General features: G+C 54.2%; 20 protein-coding genes. 9 read left to right on the forward strand and 11 right to left on the reverse strand.

Annotated elements, in window-relative coordinates:
• Position 1: 1 nt before the first annotated feature.
• Positions 2 to 1,303 carry an anaerobic C4-dicarboxylate transporter gene (locus tag ABIE29_RS00155; RefSeq protein ID WP_429616194.1) on the reverse strand — a complete coding sequence of 434 codons (1,302 nt, stop codon included), beginning with the start codon at positions 1,301 to 1,303 and terminating at the stop codon, positions 2 to 4.
• 122 nt (positions 1,304 to 1,425) lie between these two features.
• On the reverse strand, positions 1,426 to 2,862 hold the full coding sequence (gene aspA, locus ABIE29_RS00160; RefSeq protein WP_429616195.1) for an aspartate ammonia-lyase: 1,437 nt from the start codon (positions 2,860 to 2,862) through the stop codon (positions 1,426 to 1,428).
• 351 nt (positions 2,863 to 3,213) lie between these two features.
• On the opposite strand from aspA, the gene ABIE29_RS00165 reads away from it, so the two are divergent.
• The 3 genes from ABIE29_RS00165 (at position 3,214) to groL (ending at position 6,017) form a co-directional block, all read left to right on the forward strand.
• Positions 3,214 to 3,705, forward strand: coding sequence for an FxsA family protein (locus ABIE29_RS00165; RefSeq protein WP_429616196.1), 492 nt, complete (start codon positions 3,214 to 3,216; stop codon positions 3,703 to 3,705).
• Between the two features lie 323 nt (positions 3,706 to 4,028).
• A complete protein-coding gene (locus ABIE29_RS00170; protein ID WP_004952634.1) occupies positions 4,029 to 4,322 on the forward strand; it encodes a co-chaperone GroES in 294 nt (97 codons plus the stop codon).
• A 48-nt stretch (positions 4,323 to 4,370) separates the two neighbouring features.
• Positions 4,371 to 6,017, forward strand: a complete 1,647-nt coding sequence (gene groL, locus ABIE29_RS00175) for a chaperonin GroEL (protein WP_429616197.1) — start codon at positions 4,371 to 4,373, stop codon at positions 6,015 to 6,017.
• A gap of 119 nt (positions 6,018 to 6,136) precedes the next feature.
• On the opposite strand, the gene ABIE29_RS00180 is transcribed toward groL, so the two are convergent.
• Positions 6,137 to 9,190, reverse strand: a complete 3,054-nt coding sequence (locus ABIE29_RS00180) for an amino acid adenylation domain-containing protein (RefSeq protein WP_429616198.1) — start codon at positions 9,188 to 9,190, stop codon at positions 6,137 to 6,139.
• A gap of 416 nt (positions 9,191 to 9,606) precedes the next feature.
• Between ABIE29_RS00180 and ABIE29_RS00185 the strand changes: the two genes are divergently transcribed.
• Positions 9,607 to 9,951: a DUF4156 domain-containing protein gene (locus ABIE29_RS00185; RefSeq protein ID WP_024484770.1), complete on the forward strand. Its 345-nt coding sequence runs from the start codon at positions 9,607 to 9,609 to the stop codon at positions 9,949 to 9,951.
• A 74-nt stretch (positions 9,952 to 10,025) separates the two neighbouring features.
• On the opposite strand, the gene epmB is transcribed toward ABIE29_RS00185, so the two are convergent.
• Positions 10,026 to 11,054 (reverse strand): EF-P beta-lysylation protein EpmB, encoded by a 1,029-nt coding sequence (gene epmB / locus ABIE29_RS00190; protein WP_429616199.1) that lies wholly within the window; start codon positions 11,052 to 11,054, stop codon positions 10,026 to 10,028.
• 42 nt (positions 11,055 to 11,096) lie between these two features.
• On the opposite strand from epmB, the gene efp reads away from it, so the two are divergent.
• From efp to sugE, 4 genes are all read left to right on the forward strand, one after another.
• Positions 11,097 to 11,663, forward strand: coding sequence for an elongation factor P (efp, locus tag ABIE29_RS00195; protein WP_024484772.1), 567 nt, complete (start codon positions 11,097 to 11,099; stop codon positions 11,661 to 11,663).
• Positions 11,664 to 11,732: 69 nt separating this feature from the next.
• A complete protein-coding gene (locus ABIE29_RS00200) occupies positions 11,733 to 11,864 on the forward strand; it encodes an entericidin A/B family lipoprotein (protein WP_021182099.1) in 132 nt (43 codons plus the stop codon).
• A gap of 120 nt (positions 11,865 to 11,984) precedes the next feature.
• Entirely contained in the window at positions 11,985 to 12,116 is a 132-nt protein-coding gene (locus ABIE29_RS00205) for an entericidin A/B family lipoprotein (RefSeq protein ID WP_248946903.1), read from the forward strand.
• 185 nt (positions 12,117 to 12,301) lie between these two features.
• A complete protein-coding gene (sugE, locus tag ABIE29_RS00210) occupies positions 12,302 to 12,619 on the forward strand; it encodes a quaternary ammonium compound efflux SMR transporter SugE (RefSeq protein ID WP_021182101.1) in 318 nt (105 codons plus the stop codon).
• Here the strand turns inward: sugE and blc are convergent.
• The 5 genes from blc to frdA all read right to left on the reverse strand — a co-directional run bounded on the left by blc (position 12,613) and on the right by frdA (position 16,551).
• Complete coding sequence (gene blc, locus ABIE29_RS00215) at positions 12,613 to 13,146, reverse strand: outer membrane lipoprotein Blc (RefSeq protein ID WP_429616200.1); 534 nt, start codon at positions 13,144 to 13,146, stop codon at positions 12,613 to 12,615. The two genes, sugE and blc, sit on opposite strands and share 7 nt — an antisense overlap.
• 95 nt (positions 13,147 to 13,241) lie before the next feature.
• Complete coding sequence (gene frdD, locus ABIE29_RS00220; RefSeq protein ID WP_248946905.1) at positions 13,242 to 13,601, reverse strand: fumarate reductase subunit FrdD; 360 nt, start codon at positions 13,599 to 13,601, stop codon at positions 13,242 to 13,244.
• 12 nt (positions 13,602 to 13,613) lie between these two features.
• Positions 13,614 to 14,006 carry a fumarate reductase subunit FrdC gene (frdC, locus tag ABIE29_RS00225; RefSeq protein WP_429616201.1) on the reverse strand — a complete coding sequence of 131 codons (393 nt, stop codon included), beginning with the start codon at positions 14,004 to 14,006 and terminating at the stop codon, positions 13,614 to 13,616.
• Positions 14,007 to 14,021: 15 nt separating this feature from the next.
• Positions 14,022 to 14,756 carry a succinate dehydrogenase/fumarate reductase iron-sulfur subunit gene (locus ABIE29_RS00230; protein WP_024484774.1) on the reverse strand — a complete coding sequence of 245 codons (735 nt, stop codon included), beginning with the start codon at positions 14,754 to 14,756 and terminating at the stop codon, positions 14,022 to 14,024.
• A complete protein-coding gene (gene frdA / locus ABIE29_RS00235; protein WP_429616202.1) occupies positions 14,749 to 16,551 on the reverse strand; it encodes a fumarate reductase (quinol) flavoprotein subunit in 1,803 nt (600 codons plus the stop codon). Before frdA ends, ABIE29_RS00230 begins: the two co-directional genes overlap by 8 nt.
• Before the next feature lie 402 nt (positions 16,552 to 16,953).
• On the opposite strand from frdA, the gene epmA reads away from it, so the two are divergent.
• Positions 16,954 to 17,931, forward strand: coding sequence for an elongation factor P--(R)-beta-lysine ligase (epmA, locus tag ABIE29_RS00240; RefSeq protein ID WP_021807574.1), 978 nt, complete (start codon positions 16,954 to 16,956; stop codon positions 17,929 to 17,931).
• A 50-nt stretch (positions 17,932 to 17,981) separates the two neighbouring features.
• Here epmA and mscM read toward each other — a convergent pair whose 3' ends face one another.
• Together mscM and asd are read right to left on the reverse strand one after the other, a co-directional pair.
• The gene (mscM, locus tag ABIE29_RS00245) at positions 17,982 to 21,335 is read right to left on the reverse strand and encodes a miniconductance mechanosensitive channel MscM (RefSeq protein ID WP_429616203.1); all 3,354 of its coding nucleotides are present in this window, start codon (positions 21,333 to 21,335) and stop codon (positions 17,982 to 17,984) included.
• A 4-nt stretch (positions 21,336 to 21,339) separates the two neighbouring features.
• The gene (gene asd / locus ABIE29_RS00250; RefSeq protein ID WP_429616204.1) at positions 21,340 to 22,233 is read right to left on the reverse strand and encodes an archaetidylserine decarboxylase; all 894 of its coding nucleotides are present in this window, start codon (positions 22,231 to 22,233) and stop codon (positions 21,340 to 21,342) included.
• Positions 22,234 to 22,240 lie beyond the last annotated feature (7 nt).

Here is a 22,240-nt window from a genome sequence, read left to right on the forward strand (position 1 = left end):
ATCACAGAATAACGCTGCCAATCAGGAAGCCGAAGATGACGGCAAACGCCACACCCATAGTGCCAGGGATCAGGAACGGGTGGTTAAACACGAAACGCCCGATGCGTGTTGTTCCTGTGTCGTCCATCTGTACTGCCGCTACCAGGGTTGGATAGGTAGGCAGAATGAACAGGCCAGAAACGGCGGCAAAGGAAGCGATCGCCGTCAGCGGGGTGACGTTCAGGGCCAGCGCCATCGGCATCAACGCCTTGGCAGTGGCGGCCTGAGAGTACAGCAGCGCCGAACAGAAGAAGAAGATCACCGCCAGCAACCAAGGATGGGATTGGATCACGGTACCCGCAGTCTCTTTGATCCAGTCGAGGTTGGCCTGCACAAAGGTGTCACCCAACCAGGCCACGCCCAGAATACAGATACAGGCGCTCATCCCGGCTTTAAAGGTGCTGGAATTCAGTATCATGTCGGTATCGACGCGGCACAGGATGGTGGTCAGGGTGGCCACGCTCAGCATGATGATCAGGATGGCATTGGTGGTGTTCATCAGCGGTGTCGTCACCAGACCCAAACTCGGGCTGTTGATGATGGCATAGGCTACAACGCACAGTACGCCGGCCAGGAACAGCAGCACGGAGGTTTTCGCACGTGGTTTAATCACGATCACGTTCTCACCGCGCAGGGCAACCAGACCTTCTTCGAAGCGTTGTTGATACACCGGATCGTCAGACAGCTTGGAGTCAAACAGCCAGGTGACCAGCAGCGACATCAGTATCACTGCCAGGAAGGTGGAAGGGATCACCACCATCAGTAAGTGCAGATAACTCACGCCGTGGCCTTCCATGACGGATGACATGTACACCACCGCTGCCGAGATAGGTGAAGCGGTAATGGCAATCTGCGCGGAAACCACGGCGGTAGACAGCGGACGGCAAGGCTTGATGCCCTGTTCTTTGGCCACTTCTGCAATCACCGGCAGGGCCGAGAGGGAGATATTACCGGTACCGGCGAAGATGGTCAGGAAATAGGTGACGATGGGGGCCAGAATAGTGATGTATTTTGGATTCTTGCGCAGCAGCTTTTCGGTTTGCTGTACCAGATAGTCCATCCCGCCAGCGACCTGCATGGCGGCGATAGCGGCGATAACCGCCATAATGATTGAGATAACGTCGAAGGGAATGCTGCCTGGCTTAACGCCGATCATCGCCAGCACCAATACCCCAAGACCGCCTGCAAAGCCTATTCCGATACCGCCCAGCCTGGCCCCCAAAAAAATGGCCAGTAGAACGATCACCAATTCTACTACTAGCATAGTGTTTACCCCTTAAAATGGATTTTTATGAAAACCAAACGTTACAGCTTTGTGTTTTCGGAAAGAAAAAAGGCACGCTATCCAGAGGATTAGCGTGCCTTTCAGGCTACCGGATGAGTCTATTATTGTTCATTTTCATCTGTATAGCGTTTCGCCTTATATGCCGGGTGCATCAGGTTCTCTACGGAGAAGATGTCATCCAGCTCAGCTTCGGTCAGTAAACCGCGTTCCAGCACGACCTCACGTACGCTCTTGCCGGTTTCAGCACAGATCTTGCCGACAATGTCACCGTTGTGGTGGCCAATGAACGGGTTCAGATAGGTGACGATACCGATGGAGTTAAATACGTAGTACTCGCACACTTCTTTGTTGGCGGTAATACCGTTAATGCATTTTTCCAGCAGGTTATAGCAGGCGTTGGTCAGGATGTGAATCGATTCAAACATCGCCTGGCCAATCACCGGTTCCATCACGTTCAACTGCAGTTGGCCCGCTTCGGCGGCCATGGTAACGCAAGTGTCGTTGCCGATCACCTTAAAGCAAACCTGGTTAACCACTTCCGGGATCACCGGGTTCACTTTGGCCGGCATGATGGAAGAACCCGCCTGCAGCTCTGGCAGATTGATTTCGTTCAGGCCAGCGCGTGGGCCGGAAGACAGCAGGCGCAGGTCGTTACAGATCTTGGACAGTTTGACCGCCAGGCGCTTGTGCGCGCTGTGCATCATTACGTAGGCACCGCAGTCGGAGGTGGCTTCGATCAGGTCTTCGGCAGGGACCACTGGCAGGCCACTGACTTCCGCCAGTTTCTTCACGGCCAGGTGTTGGTAACCTTCCGGGGTGTTCAGCGCGGTACCGATCGCCGTGGCACCCAGGTTCACTTCCAGCAGCAACTCTGCGGTACGGTGCAGGTTACGGGTTTCTTCATTCAGCAACACGCTGAAAGCGTGGAATTCCTGGCCCAGCGTCATTGGCACTGCGTCCTGCAACTGGGTGCGACCCATTTTCAGGATGGTTTCGAACTCTTTGGATTTACGGTCAAACCCTTCACGCAATTGGTTGATGGCGTCGATCAGTTTCTGGTTGGAGGCGTAAACCGCGATGCGGAACCCGGTTGGGTAAGCGTCGTTGGTAGACTGGCACTTGTTGAGGTGATCGTTAGGGTTCAGGTATTGGTATTCACCCTTCTGGTGGCCCATCAGTTCCAGGCCGATGTTTGCCAGCACTTCGTTGGTGTTCATGTTCAGCGAGGTGCCAGCACCCCCCTGGAACACATCCACCGGGAATTGATCCATGCATTTGCCTTTATCCAGCACTTCATCACAAGCCTGGATGATGACGTCGGCGATTTTGCGTGGAATGGTGTGCAGCTCTTTGTTCGCCATGGCGGCGGCTTTTTTCACCATCACCATGCCACGCACGAACTCAGGAACGTCGCTGATTTTACTGTTGCTGATATAGAAGTTTTCAATCGCACGCAGTGTATGAACACCGTAGTAGGCTTCTGCAGGGACTTCACGTGTTCCTAATAGGTCTTCTTCGATACGAATGTTGTTTGACATGAGAACCTTCTCTATGTTGCTGCCGAATATAATTATATGCAGGATAACAAAATAATGTTGCCGAGCGGGTCAACTGCGGAAGTATTGACCGCAGCTATTGTCGCTACCCAGATCATATGCTGGTTGGTAATAAATGAATGAACGTAGATCACTATATGGTGCTTCGGCAAATGACAGCTTTTGGTTTCTGTGAAGGGCTTCACGTTTGCGTCATGGAGAATAAAAAAGATCGGCCGGTTGAAATGGCGGCGGGCAGCCCCCATTGTATGAAGGTTGGCCGATTCGTGGCCCCATTTATCACGTATGCGCCATCGGGCGGGTACGCCGACTCTACCTAGAGGAGAGAACCAGGTGCGCTGGTTACCGTTATTGCTGATATTTCTACTGGCTTACATAGAGATATCCTTGTTTATCAAAGTTGCCGCCATGTTGGGGGTGGCAATGACGCTGCTGTTGGTGGTGTTTACCTCCTGCGTCGGCGTTTCCCTGGTGCGTAATCAGGGCATGAAGACCTTTGTGCAGATGCAACAGAAGCTGGCGGCGGGCGAAAGCCCGGCAGCGGAGATGGTGAAAAGCGTTTCGCTGGTGCTGGCGGGGTTCCTGCTGGTGATACCGGGCTTTTTCACCGATTTCCTTGGCCTGTTGCTGCTGTTACCGCCGGTGCAGAAATCGCTGACGCTGAAGCTGATGCCGCATCTTGCCGTTTATCGCCCAGGCGGCTGGGGCCAGAACGGCGGTGCTGCCAATGGCAACACCTTCGACGGTGAATTCCAGCGCAAGCAAGACGACCGCTACACCCTGGATCATCAACCTGACGATCGCGACAAGCGTGACGATCGCTGAGATCTCCCCTCACCCGAACCCTCTCCCAAAGGGAGAGGGGACTGAACGTGCTACATTTGCCCCCGGTACCTGACCGCGACTCTGGACTACCCCCTCTCCCTAAACAAGTGCCCATGTGTTATCCGGTCCGTATAGTGGGAGAGAGGCAATTGGCCGCGTTTTTGCTGATAGTGTTCACGGTAGCTCATCAAATCGAAAATTTTTTTGCTGCTGCCCCTTGAAGGGGGATGGAACGCCCCCATTTCAAATCCCACGGAGCCGGTATCAATAATCCGGCGCACAACCCTAAATCTGATAGAAACCTTCTTACAGGAGAGCGTTCAATGAGTATTCGTCCATTGCATGACCGCGTTATCGTCAAGCGCAAAGAAGTTGAATCAAAATCTGCTGGCGGCATCGTTCTGACTGGCTCTGCAGCGGGTAAATCTACTCGTGGTGAAGTGGTAGCCGTTGGTAAAGGACGTGTTCTGGAAAGCGGCAACATCCAGCCGCTGGATGTGAAAGTAGGCGACATCGTGATTTTCAACGACGGTTACGGCGTGAAAGCAGAGAAGATCGACAATGAAGAAGTGTTGATCATGTCCGAAAGCGACATTCTGGCAATTGTTGAAGCGTAATAACGCTTTATAAATCTTCTGAACTGAACGAGTTGAAGGGAAATACCAATGGCAGCTAAAGATGTAAAATTCGGCAATGATGCTCGCGTGAAGATGCTCCGCGGTGTGAATGTTCTCGCTGATGCAGTAAAAGTGACTCTGGGCCCGAAAGGCCGCAACGTAGTGCTGGATAAATCCTTCGGCGCTCCTACCATCACTAAAGATGGCGTATCTGTTGCTCGTGAAATCGAACTGGAAGACAAGTTCGAGAACATGGGTGCACAAATGGTGAAAGAAGTTGCCTCTAAAGCGAACGACGCTGCGGGCGACGGTACCACCACTGCAACCGTACTGGCTCAATCCATCATCACCGAAGGCCTGAAAGCTGTGGCTGCCGGCATGAACCCGATGGACCTGAAGCGCGGTATCGACAAAGCGGTCATCGCTGCGGTTGAAGAGCTGAAAAAACTGTCTGTACCTTGCTCTGATTCTAAAGCTATCGCTCAGGTAGGTACCATCTCTGCAAACTCCGACGAAACCGTGGGTAAACTGATTGCAGAAGCGATGGAGAAAGTGGGCAAAGAAGGCGTGATCACCGTTGAAGAAGGCACCGGCCTGCAAGACGAGCTGGACGTGGTTGAAGGTATGCAGTTCGATCGCGGCTACCTGTCTCCGTACTTCATCAACAAGCCAGAAACCGGTTCTATCGAGCTGGAAAGCCCGTTCATCCTGTTGGCTGACAAGAAAATCTCCAACATCCGTGAAATGCTGCCAGTGCTGGAAGCCGTTGCGAAAGCAGGCAAACCACTGCTGATCATTGCTGAAGATGTTGAAGGCGAAGCGTTGGCGACCCTGGTGGTTAACACCATGCGTGGCATCGTGAAAGTGGCTGCGGTTAAAGCACCTGGCTTCGGCGACCGTCGTAAAGCCATGCTGCAAGACATCGCTACCCTGACTGCCGGTACCGTGATCTCTGAAGAGATCGGTCTGGAGCTGGAAAAAACTACCCTGGAAGATCTGGGTCAGGCAAAACGCATCGTAATCAACAAAGACACCACCATCATCATCGATGGCGTGGGCGACGAAGCCACCATTCAGGGCCGCGTTACCCAGATCCGTCAGCAGATCGAAGAAGCGACCTCTGACTATGATCGTGAAAAACTGCAAGAGCGTGTTGCTAAACTGGCTGGCGGCGTTGCCGTTATCAAAGTGGGCGCCGCAACTGAAGTTGAAATGAAAGAGAAGAAAGCCCGCGTTGAAGATGCCCTGCACGCGACTCGCGCTGCGGTAGAAGAAGGCGTGGTTGCTGGCGGTGGCGTAGCGCTGATCCGTGTAGCAGGCAAAATTGCTGGCCTGAAAGGCGATAACGAAGACCAGAACGTGGGGATCAAAGTTGCCCTGCGTGCCATGGAATCTCCACTGCGTCAGATCGTGATCAACGCCGGTGAAGAAGCTTCTGTGATTGCCAACAACGTGAAAGCAGGCGAAGGCAGCTTCGGCTACAACGCTTACACCGAAGAATACGGCGACATGATCGCGATGGGTATCCTGGATCCAACTAAAGTGACCCGTTCTGCTCTGCAGTACGCGGCCTCTGTCGCTGGCCTGATGATCACCACCGAGTGCATGGTCACTGACTTGCCGAAAGAAGACAAGTTAGACATGGGTGGCGCTGGTGGTATGGGCGGCATGGGTGGTATGGGCGGAATGATGTAATTCCCCTCACCTCTGTGAGCTAACCGCAAAACCCGGCTTCGGCCGGGTTTTTTATCATTGAATAAACATCCATTAACACCTGCATGTCCCTAATGAGACAGGGACATAGAGCGTCCCCATTACGTCAGGTAACCTGTACGTCGCCAGTAGTCAAGGTAGCGCCCCAACAGGCTAGCCTCCATAACTGAAAAAGAGAGTGGGTGCTGGCTTTTCATTTGCCCGTCCTGCGCATTTTGTGCGTCATAAGTTGGCATGTTTTCATACACTTGCCAGCGCGTGAGCTCCCCATATACGGCCTCAGACAACATGGGCACGAGCGGCATTAGCGGATTACTGGCAAGATTTTCATCATTTTCCAGGCGAGTAATCCACTCCGGATAACTGACCGGTTGCAGGTTAAAACCATTGAGGTTTATCAGCTCAAAAAATGAATCGAGATCGGTGGACTGGGTGCTGTCAGGTGGCACCAGATGAAAGGCCTTGCCTAAATTATTTTCACCCAAAGCGAGATTAAGCAAGGCCCGGCTGACATAATCGACGGGAATAAATTCTTTACGCTGATTGGGTAACTGCGGATAAGCTCCAACTTGAATGCACCCTTTGATCAAACGCGCAATGAAATCTTTAGGATTACCTGCCCCGCTAGCGCTGTCCCCCATAATAAAGCCGGGGCGATAGACAGCCAGTGGGATCCCCCTGTCTCTGGCCTGCCATATAATTCGTTCCACGACCCACTGGCTTTGTGAGTAGCCCGAGTCATATTTCAGCCCTGCCAGATAAGGAAGAATATCGTCATTTTCATAAACACGCGTACGAGGCGACAGTAATCCTGCTGGGCCAAAGATGGCAATGGTGGAAACATAATGAAGAGGCTTGGCTTTCTCACTGACGGCAAAACGCAAAATATTTTCGGTGGCGGTAATATTCCCCGAATAGTGGGCGGAATAGGGCTGGATGTAATTAACATGTGCAGCCAGATGGAAAATGATGTCACATTCTCTCGCCATCTTTTCGTACAGCGGCCCGTCAAGTGCCAGCAAGGGTTTTGCCAAATCGCTGGCAAAGGCTTCTAGACGAGGATAAAAATCGTCCTGCCACAAACCATACTGCCGCAGGTTGGTCTGCACCCGCAGCAAAGCATGTTGATTATCACTTGCACGAACCAAACAAATGACACGGCGAACATCAGGTTTCATTAACAGATCGCGCAATAAAAAGGCGCCAAGAAAACCTGTCGCACCGGTCAGTAAGACATTTCCTGCCTGTGGGGCAACCGCGATTTCTGCCGGCGATGATGAAGGCAATGGCCAGATGTCATCGGGCAGCTTGCCATCATTAAGCAGCGCTGCCGTAATATCTTCCTGCTTCTGATCGCTGCGTTCAAGTAACTTAATCAGGCTTTGCGGCGTCGGCGCATCATACAGATTCTGGACCGAGAGACGCTGACCTGTTTGCCGCCCGATCTCCACAATCAGTCTGGCGGCCTGAAGGGAACTACCTCCAGACTGAAAGAAATCATCGTCTATGGTGACAGTCGGATCGTCAAGCACTCGTCGCCAGGTCTCTAGAACCATCATTTCAGGATCAACATCTCCTACGATGAGTGGAGATGAAAGTGGTTGAATGGAGGATCTGGCGAAATCAGCGAGGAGCTTTGCCCGATCAATTTTTCCGTTAAACGTGAATGGCAGACTTTCGGCCAATGACAAGCGGGGGCGCATATATTCGGGTAATTTTTTTGCCAACCAGGCTTTCACCTCTGCCAGAACGTTATCGCCGGGCTGGTTCGGTACCACAAAAGCGACCAGGTATGGCTCTGTATTATACTTTCTGATCACACAAACCGCTGCGGCATGCAGTAACTGACTTTCCAGTAGTTGCGCTTCAATCTCTTCGGTCTCGATCCGATGACCACGTATTTTAATCTGATTATCCGTTCGGCCAGCAAACATGAAAGCACCATCATCCCGTTGCCAACCAGAATCCCCGGTATCGTACAAACGTATTGGCTGATTATCATTAAAAACGTCGAGCGTGATGAAACGCTCACGGTTTAATTCCGGCCGCTGCCAGTAACCCCGCGCCAATCCTTCTCCGCTAATGTAAATCCGGCCCATTTTGCCAGCCGGAACTCGTTGAAATTTGTCATCGAGAATAAATGCTTGTGTCTGATCGATAGGTTTGCCAAGCGGGATATTGTCCGCCATAACATCCAGATGGCTGAGCACATGTGTCAACGTCAATGTCGTGCCCTCAGTCGGACCATAAGCATTAATAAAACGTTGTGGCCCTCCTGCGTCCAACACCTGACGCAGGAAAAAAGGGTTCAGAGCTTCGCCGCCGACCACTAAATAGCGCAAGGCATGAAAAGCGTGAGGACGGATGCTGGCCACAAGATGGAACAGAGCCGTAGTCAAAAACATGACATCAATCGAAAAATGCTCGATCGCTTCTTCCAGCTCATAGGGGTCAACAATCGTCTTTTTAGCAAGAATGACCAGGGTGGCTCCATTTAGCAGGGCTGCCCATATCTCAAACAGGGATGCATCAAATGTCGGATTAGAACTGCTACTGATTCTGTCGGTCTGCCGTAACTGAATAAAGTGCGGATTGGCCGTCATACGGATAATCCCCTTTGCTTCAATTTCAACGGCTTTAGGGCGACCCGTTGTTCCGGAAGTAAAAAGTATATGGCTACGGTGTGTGTTCCCCGTAGCGCTGGCGACTGAACCTGTACTGTCAGAAGGCTGTAAAAGTGCCGGTTCAAGAACAATAACGGGTGAGTAAAGCGCACGACACCGATAGGCTTCGTTGGAGATAGTAAGGGGGGCGTGGACATCTTCGAGCATAAAATTGATTCTGTCATCCGGCATCGCCGGGTCCAGTGGGACACAACTTCCACCGGCACCCATTATCGCCAGTTGGCAGATTATCTGCTCAATACCTGGTTCCATCAGTATGCCCACAGGCATTTCTTCTCGAACCCCTTTTTGCTGAAGATACCCAGCTAAAGCCTGTGCTTGTTGAGCGAGTTCATGATAAGTAATGACGTTTTGAGACGTGATAATTGCGGGGTGATCTGGATAGGCAGACACATTCTTGTTGAAAATACCTATCAAGCCCTCACGGGAAAAATGATGTTCATTCTCGCCAAAACCAGTTGAATCAACCATGACTACCTACGCCTAAAGGGTAAAGAGAAATTAAAGTATGGTTGAGAGGCTCACTAGCGTTTTTTGTTTTGCTCAATTGACCGTGTGCTTTATGTTTCCAAATGTAAAAATCGCGATAACCTTCAGAATCTGCTCCCTTAATACCGGCGAAGATTTCTGACATTCTGAGGCTTTGATCGGGTTTTTTATCGGAAAAGTGACGGCTTCTGGCGCTTTATGCAGGTGATGAACCTAGGAGCGCTGAATTTGATGATATTTTTGCAGACCGTATCTATTAAGCGTGTAAACTGATAGTTCATCAGCTGTCGCTCAAGACGTTGACCAGGCACCCGTGGCCGGTGGCAACGGATGCTTAAGAGATGGCAACGCTTTCTGATAAGCTTTTGCGTAATTCTCAACATCATATGGGGAACAAGATGCGGATTAAAGCCTTACTGGGTCTATCGGCAGCGCTGCTGCTGGCAGGGTGCAGCAGCACCAATGAACTGACCGCCGCAGGTCAACAGGTCAAATTTACCGACACCAAGCCTGCCGCAGAATGCCAGTTGGTAGGCGAAGTGACCGGCACTCAGAGCAACTGGCTGTCGGGGAGTGGTGGTGAGGGCAGCTCCATGCGCGGCGCGGCCAACGATCTGCGTAACAAGGCAGCGGCAATGGGCGGCAACGTGATTTACGGTGCGACTAGCCCAAGCCAGAACCTGCTTTCAAGTTTTGCACCGCTGGACAGCAAAATGATCGGCCAGGTGTATAAGTGCCCGTAACGCTGGTATAAGCACCCACATAAAACAAAAGAGGAATGCCAAGGCATTCCTCTTTTTGCATTCATGCAGACCACTCAGCTTTGCGTGAGGCGCAGATCCAACGGCGTTTTGCTGGGTTCGCCGCCGACTTCACGGGTCAGGCGGGGTACCAGATAGCCGGAAACCTTGCTCAGCAAACTTTTCACGATCGCTCGAGCCTCGTCGTCGCTGACCATAAAGTGGGCCGCGCCCTGCACCTTGTCCAACACGTGGAGGTAATAGGGCAGGATCCCCGCATCAAACAGGGCGTTACTCAGCGTTGCCAGCGTATCCGCGTTATCATTGATCCCCCGTAGCAGCACGCTCTGGTTCAGTAGCGTCACTCCGGCGTTACGCAACTGTGCCATACTGGCGCGCAGCGGTGGGTCAATCTCGTTGGCATGATTTATATGGGTGACCATCAGCACCTGCAGGCGCGATGCCGAGAAGCGTTGGCACAGCGTGGCGGTGATGCGGGCGGGGATCACCACTGGCAAGCGGGTATGAATACGCAGGCGTTTGAGGTGTGGGATGGCTTCCAGTTCCCCGATCAGCCAATCCAGCTCATGGTCTTTGGCCATCAGCGGATCGCCCCCGGAGAAAATAATTTCATCCAGTTCCGGGTGTTGACGGATATACTCCAACGCTTGAAGCCAGTTTGCCTTGTTGCCCTGGTTCTCCTGATAGGGGAAATGACGGCGGAAACAGTAGCGGCAGTTAACCGCACAGCCGCCTTTTACCAACAGCAGGGCACGGTTGCGATACTTGTGCAGCAACCCCGGCACCACGCTGCGCTGTTCATCCAGCGGATCGGTCGTGAAGCCTGGGGCATCGATGAATTCTGCGCTGGAGGTGAGAACCTGGCGCAGCAGCGGGTCATTGGCATCCCCAGGTTGCATACGCGCGGCAAAGGCTCGCGGCACGCGTAGCGCAAACAGGCGGCGTGCATCGCGCCCCTGTGGCAGTTCCGGGTGCGTATTTAGTGACAGAAGCTGCAGTAATTCATCGGGGTCGGTAATAACATCGGCGAGTTGATGCAACCAATCTTCTCTATGCGCCGTGTTTTGGGTTATAATGTGTGCCATTTTTTTGGCTAAGCTACCAGTTTAAATTTTCAGAGGGCCATCATGGCGACTTATTCTAGCAACGATTTCCGTCCGGGTCTTAAAATCATGTTCGAAGGCGAACCTTACGCTGTCGAATCCAGCGAGTTCGTCAAACCCGGCAAAGGCCAGGCTTTTGCGCGTGTAAAAATGCGTCGCCTGCTGACCGGTACCCGCGTTGAGAAAACCTTTAAGTCTACCGACTCCTGCGAAGGCGCGGACGTGGTAGATACCAACATGAACTACCTGTACAACGACGGTGAGTTCTACCACTTCATGCACCCTGAGACTTTTGAACAGCACCAGGTTGAAGAGAAAACCGTTTCTGACGTGGCTAAATGGCTGCAGGACAATGCGGAATGTATCGTCACCCTGTGGGATGGCCGTCCTATCGCTGTGCTGCCACCGAACTTTATCGAAGCAGAAATCACTGATACCGATCCAGGCCTGAAAGGCGACACTGCGGGTACCGGCGGCAAGCCAGCTACCCTGAGCACTGGCGCAGTGGTTAAAGTGCCACTGTTCGTGCAGATTGGCGAAGTGATCAAGGTTGACACCCGCTCTGGCGAATACGTCTCCCGCGTTAAATAAGTTTCAACACAGAGGAACCCCGGTGGTTCCTCTGTGTTATCCCTTCCCGTCACACGTTGGCAGATCCGCATGATGAAGAAAACGCTGTTGGCCGTGGTCTCTCTGTTGTTGCTGATGTCTCTCAGCGGCTGTAATACCTTCCGTGGTTTTGGTGAAGACGTTCAGCACCTTGGCGGCGCAATTTCCCGCAGTGCTGGCTGAAATCAATTAGCGCCATTAATCGGATAATACGGAAAAATCCGTTTATTCCTGCAACCCCCCTGATTTTTACTACGCTTAGAGAGCCATACTTTTTCACTAATAACGAATAAGGGTAATCTTATGCTGAAGAAAAGTATTATCGCCATTTTCTCTTTGTTGATCCTGTCATCGCTGGTGGGCTGCAATACCACCGCTGGCGTGGGCAAAGATGTTGAGGCTGGCGGCAAGGCAATCCAGCGTAGCGCAGAGTAATTTCCTTTGGGTTCAACGGTATTCCACGGCAACGCTTAATTTTCCCTTCCGTGGAATGCCATTTAATCGTCTTGTTTGTTGCCACTGCCGTTGGCTATAATCAACGCCTTCAATCAGCCAAGTGGGACGACCCGCCTGCGCTTCTGTTGTCTGGGGACGACCCCACCCGTTCGGGAACCAGTTTCATGGCATGGATCATCTTACTTTTTGCCGGCCTGTTAGAGGTCGTCTGGGCTATTGGCCTGAAATATACCCACGGTTTTACCCGTTTGACCCCCAGTTTGATTACCGTTGCTGCGATGGTGGTGAGCATGGTGTTGCTGGCGCACGCCATGAAAACGTTGCCTGCGGGCACGGCTTACGCCGTGTGGACCGGGATTGGGGCAGTGGGCGCGGCGGTAATGGGCATGGTGCTGCTTGGTGAGTCGACCAACATCATGCGTATTCTCAGCCTGTGTCTGATCGTGGCCGGGATCCTGGGGCTAAAATTCAGCAGTCAATGAGTGGGCAGCTGATTGACCCAGATTAACGCTTCGGTATCAAAGCCGTAGCCTTTGGCAATCTGCACTAGTCTGTCGCGCGTGGCGGCTTCCAAGGTCGGCGTGCGCGACAATATCCACAGATAGTCGCGGTTTGGGCCACAAACCAGCGCATAGCGGTACTCAGGATCGAGTTCGATGACGTTATAGCCACCATAGAAAGGACCGAAGAATGAGACTTTCAGCGAGGCCGTCTGCGGTGAACCGATAAAGTACGCCTTGCCTTCGCTCTCCTGCCACTGCTGTTTTTTGCTATCGAAACCCCGGTTAATCACCTTCAGACCGCCGTCTGTGCGCGGGCTGTAATTGGCCGTCACCAGCTCCAGGCCTCGTTCAAAGCGGTGATCCAGACGCGCGATTTCGTACCAGGTGCCCAGATAGCGTTTGCTATCGAAGTTATCTATGACCTTGACGTCCTTCGGGGGTGTCACGCTACAGGCAACGGAAATGAGGGCGGATAATATGACGCAAAGCTTTGACCAAAAACGCATGGGTGACTCCTGTTCTTCAGTTACAGGTAAACAGTGTAGTCGACAGAGTAGGGATCGCGGAATAGGCGGCCAACGGGAGTTGGCCGCCAGAGGTCTTACAGCGTGACGACCCCGATCAGGGTAACGACGCTCAGGATGGCTGCCAGGCCGTAGAACACCCATTTGCCTGCAGGCACGTGGATTTTCAGATCGTGCATGGCATGGTGGATACGGTGTAGCCCGCACCACAAGGGCAAAATGATCATCAGCAGCAGGAACAGGCGACCGATCCAGCTTTGGCAAAACGCCAATACGCGCTCATAGCCTAAAGCTTCGCCGGGGAACAGGCCGAGTGGCAGCAGGATGCCGATCAGCAGCACGATAGCTGGGGCAACGATCGCTCCCCACATACCGCCGGCGCCAAATAATCCCCAGAAAACCGGCTCGTCAGAGCGCTTAGGTGATTGATTTATCATATTTCCTCCGGATTACAGTAACGCTACGGCGAGAATGATCACGGTGACGACGATCGTCACTGCCCACAGCGCCTTAACGATCGGCTCCGGCCCCATTTTCTCGCTGTTGATGACGATATTGGCGGCTTTCGGTGCCAAATCGAACCAGGTTTTAGTATGCAGCGCGGCGGCCAGCAGGGCGATGATGTTAATCAGCAGCACTAGCGGGTTTTGCAGGAAGCCGACAAACCCGGCCCAGTTTTCAGGGCCGCCCTTCAGGGCAAAGACGCCGTAGATCAGCACGATGCTGAACCACACCGCCAGTACCGAAGTGCCTTCGCGCAGCATGTAGAAACGGTAGAAACCCAGCTTTTGCCACCAGGTTGGCGTCATGGTGCGCACATAGGGCTTACGTTGTGTTGTCATTGCTGTCTCCCTCCCTTATTGCGGTTTCAGCATTGCGATCATGAAGTCTTTGGCACTCTCTACCTTGCCCTGCTGGATCGCAGCGGCTGGGTCGACGTGTTTTGGGCAGACTTCAGAGCAGTAGCCAACAAACGTACAGGACCAGACACCGTTCTGGCCGTTAAGCAGCGGCATACGCTGTTTCTTGCCGTGGTCACGGTTATCCAGGTTATAACGGTGCGCCAGGGTAATCGCCGCCGGGCCGATAAACTCCTGATTCAGGCCGAACTGTGGGCAAGCGGCATAGCACAGGCCACAGTTGATGCAGCCGGAGAACTGGTGATACTTCGCCATTTGCGCCGGGGTCTGCACGTTCGGGCCATCTTCCGGTTTGCGATCGTTGCCGATGATGTAAGGCTTAATCGCTTCCAGGCTCTCGATAAAGTGGGTCATATCCACCACCAGATCGCGCTCGATCGGGAAGTTGCCCAACGCCTCAACCTTCATGCCATCGGTATATTCACGCAGGAAGGTTTTACAGGCCAGCTTGGGTACGCGGTTGACCATCATGCCGCAAGAGCCACAGATGGCCATACGGCACGACCAGCGGTAGGACAGGTCTGGCGCCAGGTTATCTTTGATATAACCCAGTGCGTCCAGCAGCGAAGTCTGCTCATCGTAAGGCACGCTGAAGGTTTCGAAATGCGGCTCGGCGTCGCGTTCCGGGTTATAGCGCATGACCTCGATTTTCAGGGTTTTCAGCTCAGCCATTCGCCTGCTCCTTATCCTTTCTCTCTTTGTCCTGCGCTTCGGCTGCGGCGCCATAAACACGCTTGGCCGGTGGCAGTTTGGTAATTTTCACGTCGCTGTACTCCAGGCGTGGTGCACCGTTCGGGTTATGGAACGCCAGCGTATGTTTCAGGAAGTTCACGTCGTCACGCTCGGTACAACCTTCGTCGAGACGCTGGTGTGCGCCGCGCGATTCTTTACGGTTGAAGGCCGAGTGCGCCATACATTCGGCAACGTCCAGGCCATAGCCCAGCTCGATGGTGTACAGCAGATCGGTGTTGAACACGCTGGAATTGTCGGTGATTTTGACGCGCTTGAAGCGCTCTTTCAGCTCCGCCAGCTTATCGATGGTTTTTTGCATCAGCTCCGGCGTACGGTAGATACCGCAACCTTCTTCCATCGACAGACCCATTTCATCGCGGATTTTCGACCAGTTCTCGCTGCCTTCCTGCTTCATCAGGTTGCTGAGGCGGGTTTCCACGTCGCGGCCTTGTGCTTCCAAAGCGCTGCCGTTGGCCGGGCCACTTTCCTGCGCGCGGCGGGCTGCGTGTTCACCGGCCACACGCCCAAACACCACCAGCTCAGCCAGTGAGTTGGAGCCCAGGCGGTTCGCGCCGTGCAGGCCAACCGAAGAACATTCGCCGACGGCGAACAGGCCTTTGATACGGGTTTCACAGTTCTGATCGGTTTCGATACCGCCCATGGTGTAGTGCGCGGTTGGGCGTACCGGGATCGGATCCTTGACCGGATCGACACCCACGTAGGCTTTCGACAGCTCACAGATGAACGGCAGGCGCTCCAGCAGTTTCTTCTCGCCCAGGTGGCGCAGATCCAGATAAACCACGTCGCCGCGCGGTGTGGCGATGGTGCGACCAGCGCGCCATTCATGCCAGAAAGCCTGCGACACTTTGTCACGCGGGCCCAGCTCCATATATTTGTTCTTTGGCTCGCCAAGCGGGGTTTCCGGACCCATACCGTAGTCTTGCAGGTAGCGGTAGCCGTCTTTGTTAACCAGAATACCGCCTTCACCGCGGCAGCCTTCGGTCATCAGGATGCCTGAGCCTGGCAGGCCGGTTGGGTGATATTGCACGAACTCCATGTCGCGCAGTGGCACGCCGTGGTGGAACGCCATCCCCATACCGTCGCCGGTGACGATGCCGCCGTTGGTGTTATAGCGATAAACACGGCCTGCACCGCCGGTGGCCATGATGACCGCGTTGGCACGGATCTGCACGCGGGTGCCTTCCATCATGTTCATGGCAACCACGCCGCGCGCCTGGCCATCATCCACCAGCACGTCCAGCACGAAGTGCTCATCGAAACGTTGGATTTGCGGGTATTTCAACGAAGTCTGGAACAGGGTATGCAGCATGTGGAAGCCGGTTTTATCGGCAGCAAACCAGGTACGTTCAATCTTCATGCCACCAAAGCGGCGCACGTTGATCGAACCGTCTGGCTTACGGCTCCACGGGCAACCCCATTGCTCCAACTGGGCCATTTCACGTGGGCAGCTGTGAACAAAGTGATCGACCACGTCCTGCTCACACAGCCAGTCGCCACCGGCTACGGTGTCCTGGAAGTGATAGTCGTAACTGTCGTGATCCTGAGTGACGGCGGCGGAACCCCCTTCGGCGGCTACCGTGTGGCTACGCATCGGATAGACTTTAGATATCAGCGCGATTTTCAGTTGGGGATTGGCTTCGGCGGCGGCTATAGCGGCCCGTAAACCAGCTCCCCCGGCACCAATGATGGCTAGGTCGGCGTTAAAGGTTTGCACTGCACTCCTCCAATGTTCTCGTTAAAACACAATTTAATTAATCTATGCTTAATATTTATAAAGGTGCTTCGGGTGCTAAGCTAAATTCAGTGACTTTTTAAACTAAACATTAAGGATAGATAACTGCTACCGAATATAGGGTTATCACTATACCTAAAGTTAAGTAGTAGAAATTTGATGTGATCGATTGTTTTGTCTTTTAACCGTTACGCAAGAGGCATTCCTGCAAAAATAAGGTGTTGCCTCGCCTTTGTCTTTGATTAGCGCAATTGTCGGTGATTTATATGGCTGATATGTTTTTTATGATTTTAATGTAGACCAGCGCACACAATCGCCAAGAATTTGTTTGCATGAGAGGATGCGAGTAGACTGCACCCCCTGTTTGATTTCGGAGTAATTACCATGAGCGAAACGGCAAGCTGGCAGCCAAGTGCACCCATCGCCAATTTGTTGAAGCGCGCAGCGATACTGGCTGAGATCCGGCGTTTCTTTGCCGATCGTGGCGTATTGGAGGTTGAGACCCCGGCGATGAGCCAGGCGACAGTCACCGACATCCACCTGGTCCCGTTCCAGACGCGTTTCGTCGGCCCGGGCGCGGCAGATGGCCTGACGCTGTACATGATGACCAGCCCGGAATACCACATGAAGCGCCTGCTGGCGGCAGGGAGCGGCCCGATCTATCAACTGGGGCGTAGCTTCCGTAATGAAGAAGCGGGGCGGCATCACAACCCTGAATTCACCATGCTGGAATGGTATCGTCCGCATTATGATATGTACCGCCTGATGAATGAGGTGGACGATCTGCTGCAACAGGTACTGGATTGCGACAGTGCCGAAACCCTGTCCTACCAGCAGGCGTTCCTGCGCCATCTGGATCTCGACCCGCTGTCGGCGGAGAAGGCGCAACTGCGTGAGGCTGCGGCCAAGCTCGATCTGAGCAACATTGCCGACACGGAAGAAGACCGCGATACCTTGCTGCAACTGCTGTTTACCGTGGGCGTCGAACCTCATATCGGCCGCGATAAACCGGCATTCGTTTACCACTTCCCGGCCTCACAGGCCTCGCTGGCAGAGATCAGCACCGAAGATCACCGTGTCGCAGAGCGGTTTGAGGTCTATTTCAAAGGCCTTGAGCTGGCGAATGGGTTCCGTGAGTTGACCGACGGCGATGAGCAACGCCAGCGCTTTACCCAGGATAATCGTAAACGCGTGGCGCGTGGCTTGCCAGAGCACCCGATTGATAACAACCTGCTGGATGCCTTGAAGCATGGCATGCCGGAGTGTGCTGGCGTGGCACTGGGGGTCGATCGTTTGGTGATGCTGGCATTGGGAGCCGAAAGCCTGAGCGAAGTGATCGCCTTTCCGGTCAGCCGGGCATAACGTTTTCGCATCAATGATAAAGGGTTCGGCAAGCCGAACCCTTTTTGCTTTTATAGCCCGCCTGACTCGCGGCGCGTGTTGCGGGCTGGAGTTGAAGGCGGCGTGCGGCCATTACTGGTCATGCGCGACAGCGTCTCGGTGCGAACCTGGAACGGTGGGTATGGCAGCGTGATGCCGTGTTCACGGTAACCCGCCAGGATCAACTGGTGGATTTCGTGGCGCAATGGCATACGGTGGCCCATTTCGGCGGCGTAGATGCGCAGTTCGAAGATCTGAATACCCTGTTGCAGATCGACCAGATAGGCTTCCGGTGTTGGGTTGTCCAGCACTAGTGAGCAACGTTCAGCCGAGTTGATCAGGATCTTGGTCACCTCTTCCGTATTTGCCTCTGCCGGTGCCGGTACGGTCAGCACCACACGGGTCAGCGTGTCCGACAGCGACCAGTTGATAAACTGCTCGGTGATGAAGGCCTTGTTGGGCACGATAATCTCTTTGCGGTCCCAGTCTGAAATGGTAGTGGCACGGGTATTGATCTTGGTAACCGTGCCCGTCAGGTTACGGATGGTCACCGTATCGCCGATGCGGATCGGTTTTTCAAACAGAATGATCAGGCCAGAAATAAAGTTGGAGAAGATCTCCTGCATGCCAAAGCCCAAGCCCACGCTGAGCGCGGTGACCACCCATTGCAGTTTCGACCACTCGATACCGATCCAGGAAAAACTGAGGATCGCCCCGAACAGCAATAACAGATACTTGGTGATGGTGGTAATGGCGTAGCCAGTGCCGGGCGTCAGATCCAGGTGCTGCAACACCGCCAACTCCAGCAATGCTGGCAGGTTACGCACTAGTTGCATGGTGACGATCAGCACCAGGATGGCGATCAGCAGCGCCCCCAAGGTGATCGGCTGGGCGATATCGATGCCATTCACCGTGGAGTTGACATCCCAGAGCTTGATATTTTCCAGGAAGCCGAAGGCCGAGTGGATCTCGGACCACAGGACGATCAACGAGACCAGTGCCACCATCGTCAGGATCGAGCGCACCAACCTCAGCGACTGGGCGCTGATGGCATCCAGATCGATTTCCGCCTCATCCACCTCAATCGCACCTTCGATGCTGTTCGGGGTATGCGAGGGTTCTTCTTCGCCTTTGGCGCGTTGCGCCAGGATATCGGCACGGCGCTGTTTGGCACGGTCAAAGGCGAGGCGGCGGCGTTGGATCAGCATCCAGCGGCGGATAATGTGATAAATCACCAACAGCAGGAACCAGATGGCAACCGAGGTCTCCAGGCGGGCCAGCAGCTTCTGTGCGGTGGTCAGATAGCCGACGGTGGAAGCCAGCGCAGCAATCAGCGGTGCGGAAAGCAACAACCCCCACAACGCGGTGTTGATCATGTTTTCGCCGGAGCCTTTGTTATCCAGATACAGTGGAATACCGGCCCGCTTCAAACTGTTGGTGACCAGCGCCAGCGCCAGGCAGAGCAGAATGAAGCACAGGCGGCCAAGTGTATTGGCAAATTCGCGATCGTTGAGATTGTCGAAAGTGATCAGCGCCATAATCAACGGCACGATCAGCCAGATCGACATCTGGTAGTAACGCATGGCGCGGGAAACCTGCTTCACTGGCCAGCGGAAATGCACGATGAACAACCCTTGCGGATGGGCGAAGGCGGCGCTGATCATACAGATCCACAGCACTGGCAGCGTGGCGGTGACGCCCTCTCCGATCGCGATGGCTACCGGGTACGGCCAGGCATTCTGCAAGCCAAAGCCCAGCGCTGCCCACAATACCGGTAGCGGCAAGGCTACCAGGATCGACCAAAATACGGTACGCAGCGTCAGCAGGAATTCATCTTGCGTGACCTTGCCTACTCTACTGCTGGCCCGCGCCAGGAACGCATGGTAATGCTTGCGCGAACTGATGCTGAAAATTACCAACAGCACCGCACCAAACAGCGGGATCAAGGTTTCCCGGCTGGTGACCATCATCACGAAGGCGCCGCTGAGTTGCGTCAGGGTGTCCAATGACAGTAAACGGGTCAGATCCTGTGCCACATTGAGCGGATACGACAGGGTGATGGGGCTGACGTCTGGCACCCAGAACAGGTAACGGTGCGCTGCATCCTGAATTTCGTTCAGCGCATCGACCAACTGGGTGTTGGCCACCTTCAGCTTGGTCAGCTCCAGGATCTGGGTATCACAGCCGGAAAGCAGCGAATTCAACAGCTCACGCTGGGTGCGTAGCTGGGCATCGACGATACGCTGCTGGGCGCTGGTCAGGGGCGTTCCGTCGTCTTGTTTAAACTCTTTGGCTCGCTGTGGCAGGCTTTCCAGTTGGCTTTCAAAGCGCAGGCGCTGTACCCGCAGGTCGGCCATGGCGTTGTCCAACTGCCGGGGTTTTGGCATTTCTGGTAGCGTAGCGACCTGGGCGCGCAGGGTTTCACCCAGCGCGGTAGAGGCGCTCAACCATTGGGACTGCTCAATGATGGTGCTCAACGCCTGGCGTACCTGCAACGTTTGTGCGGCGGCCTGGCGCTGTTGGGAAGAGATCAGATCCATCTGCTGCGCCTGATCGTTCAGCGCGGCGGAAAGTTCACGGTTGATTTGCAGCTGCTTGCGCAGGCTGGCGGGTAAATCGCCATTCTGTTCGGCCAATTGCTCGGTTTTTTCCAGCGCCCGTTCCGCTTCACGCTGGCGTTGGCTATTGAGGTTGTTACGCAATGCCTGTAGCTGAATATCAATTTTTTCATGCCGCGTTTTGTAGACATCGGCACGCATCCGCGCCAGTTCCTGGCGGTTATTGGCCGAGAGTTGAGCCAGATCCAGCTCATCCACTTTCGCTTTACGTGCCGCTGCCTCTGCCTGTAACAGGGCAAGCAGCGCCAGTGCCAATGGCGTGGTCTGGTTATTGCCCTGGGCTTGCAGGCGGCGCTGTACTTCCGTTAACGCGCGGCGAGCTTCGGTTTGTTGCAGTGGCAGCTGGCTGAGAGAGTCGCTGATCTCGCGTGTCCGGTCCTGTTCCTGTTGCAGCAGGCGGGCCTGTTCCAGCAGTTGGCTGCTGGTTTGCAGAATTAACTGTTCCAGATCGCTGGCGGGCAGGTTCTCGCCGTTGGGCAGGATTTTGGCTTCTTCAATGGTGAGCTGGCGGCGCAGTTCCTGCGTCATCTTCGGGAAATCGTCGATCACCCTCTGATACTGCTGGGAATTGTTCTGCGACTCCTTGCGTTCGGTGAGCCAGTTGATGGCACTTTGCAGCGCCTCAACCGTTTCCGCCTGATTAGGCGCGTTTTTATTGCCTTCGGCCAGCTTCAGTTCTTGCCGTAACTGGGATTCGTTGGGGATCGCGGCGGCGAGAACCGGCTGGATCAGTAGCAGGCTGAGCAATAAAGCGATAATCAGGCGCACAGCATCAATTCCCTTCGAAGGTGGCGTCTGGCGTGGCCGCGGTTTCTGCAAAAGCCTGGCCCATCCGGGTCACGGTGCCGTTGTTCAGGTGTGGAGCGAACTGCACGCTGCCAGGGGTGAACAGGTTGATGACCGTGGAACCGAGTTTGAAGCGGCCCATCTCTTCACCTTTAACTAGTTGGATTGCGCCTTCCGTGCCTTCGGCTGGATAGGTCCAGCGGCGGATGATGCCTTCGCGGGGGGGCGTGACGGTACCGGCCCAGACGGTTTCGATGCTGCCCACAATAGTCGCGCCGACCAGGATCTGCACCATCGGCCCAAAGGCGGTATCGAATACGCAGATCACACGCTCATTGCGCGCAAACAGATTCGGCACGTTGGCGGCGGTCAGCGGGTTGACCGAGAACAGATCGCCCGGCACGTAGATCATTTCGCGCAGTACGCCGTCACAAGGCATATGGACACGGTGATAGTCGCTTGGGGCCAGATAGGTGGTGGCGAACAGGCCATTACGGAAAGGTTCCGCCAGCAGATAGTTGCCGGCCAACAGAGCTTCCAGCGTGTAGTTATGGCCTTTGGCCTGGAAAATCTGATCGTCACGGATCGCACCGAGCTGGCTGATGGCACCATCTGCCGGCAGTGCCAGTACGTGAGGCTCTGCTACGATCGGGCGTGCGCCATCGCGTAATGGACGAACGAAGAAATCGTTAAATGTGGCATAGGAAGCTAAATCCGGGTTCTGTGCTTCCTGCATCTGAACGCGGTAATAGCGGGCAAACGCTTTTACCACCAGCGTCGTCAGCCAACCGGCCTTTTTATCTGCGCCCCAGCCCGCCAGGCGGGTCAACGCCAGCTTTGGCAGCCAATACTGTAATTTAATCTTGATGCTATCCAGCACATTAACC

Origin of the sequence: Serratia sp. 2723, from assembly GCF_050434425.1 — a bacterium.
Taxonomy (GTDB): Bacteria; Pseudomonadota; Gammaproteobacteria; order Enterobacterales; family Enterobacteriaceae; genus Chania.

What these genes read in the sequence shown, in the direction of transcription:
- ABIE29_RS00155 (WP_429616194.1), bottom strand. Translation starts at nt 1,303, where the DNA reads ATGCTAGTAGTAGAATTGGTGATCGTTCTACTGGCCATTTTTTTGGGG.
- aspA (WP_429616195.1), bottom strand. Translation starts at nt 2,862, where the DNA reads ATGTCAAACAACATTCGTATCGAAGAAGACCTATTAGGAACACGTGAA.
- ABIE29_RS00170 (WP_004952634.1), top strand. Translation starts at nt 4,029, where the DNA reads ATGAGTATTCGTCCATTGCATGACCGCGTTATCGTCAAGCGCAAAGAA.
- groL (WP_429616197.1), top strand. Translation starts at nt 4,371, where the DNA reads ATGGCAGCTAAAGATGTAAAATTCGGCAATGATGCTCGCGTGAAGATG.
- ABIE29_RS00180 (WP_429616198.1), bottom strand. Translation starts at nt 9,190, where the DNA reads ATGGTTGATTCAACTGGTTTTGGCGAGAATGAACATCATTTTTCCCGT.
- ABIE29_RS00185 (WP_024484770.1), top strand. Translation starts at nt 9,607, where the DNA reads ATGCGGATTAAAGCCTTACTGGGTCTATCGGCAGCGCTGCTGCTGGCA.
- epmB (WP_429616199.1), bottom strand. Translation starts at nt 11,054, where the DNA reads ATGGCACACATTATAACCCAAAACACGGCGCATAGAGAAGATTGGTTG.
- efp (WP_024484772.1), top strand. Translation starts at nt 11,097, where the DNA reads ATGGCGACTTATTCTAGCAACGATTTCCGTCCGGGTCTTAAAATCATG.
- ABIE29_RS00200 (WP_021182099.1), top strand. Translation starts at nt 11,733, where the DNA reads ATGATGAAGAAAACGCTGTTGGCCGTGGTCTCTCTGTTGTTGCTGATG.
- ABIE29_RS00205 (WP_248946903.1), top strand. Translation starts at nt 11,985, where the DNA reads ATGCTGAAGAAAAGTATTATCGCCATTTTCTCTTTGTTGATCCTGTCA.
- sugE (WP_021182101.1), top strand. Translation starts at nt 12,302, where the DNA reads ATGGCATGGATCATCTTACTTTTTGCCGGCCTGTTAGAGGTCGTCTGG.
- blc (WP_429616200.1), bottom strand. Translation starts at nt 13,146, where the DNA reads ATGCGTTTTTGGTCAAAGCTTTGCGTCATATTATCCGCCCTCATTTCC.
- frdD (WP_248946905.1), bottom strand. Translation starts at nt 13,601, where the DNA reads ATGATAAATCAATCACCTAAGCGCTCTGACGAGCCGGTTTTCTGGGGA.
- frdC (WP_429616201.1), bottom strand. Translation starts at nt 14,006, where the DNA reads ATGACAACACAACGTAAGCCCTATGTGCGCACCATGACGCCAACCTGG.
- ABIE29_RS00230 (WP_024484774.1), bottom strand. Translation starts at nt 14,756, where the DNA reads ATGGCTGAGCTGAAAACCCTGAAAATCGAGGTCATGCGCTATAACCCG.
- epmA (WP_021807574.1), top strand. Translation starts at nt 16,954, where the DNA reads ATGAGCGAAACGGCAAGCTGGCAGCCAAGTGCACCCATCGCCAATTTG.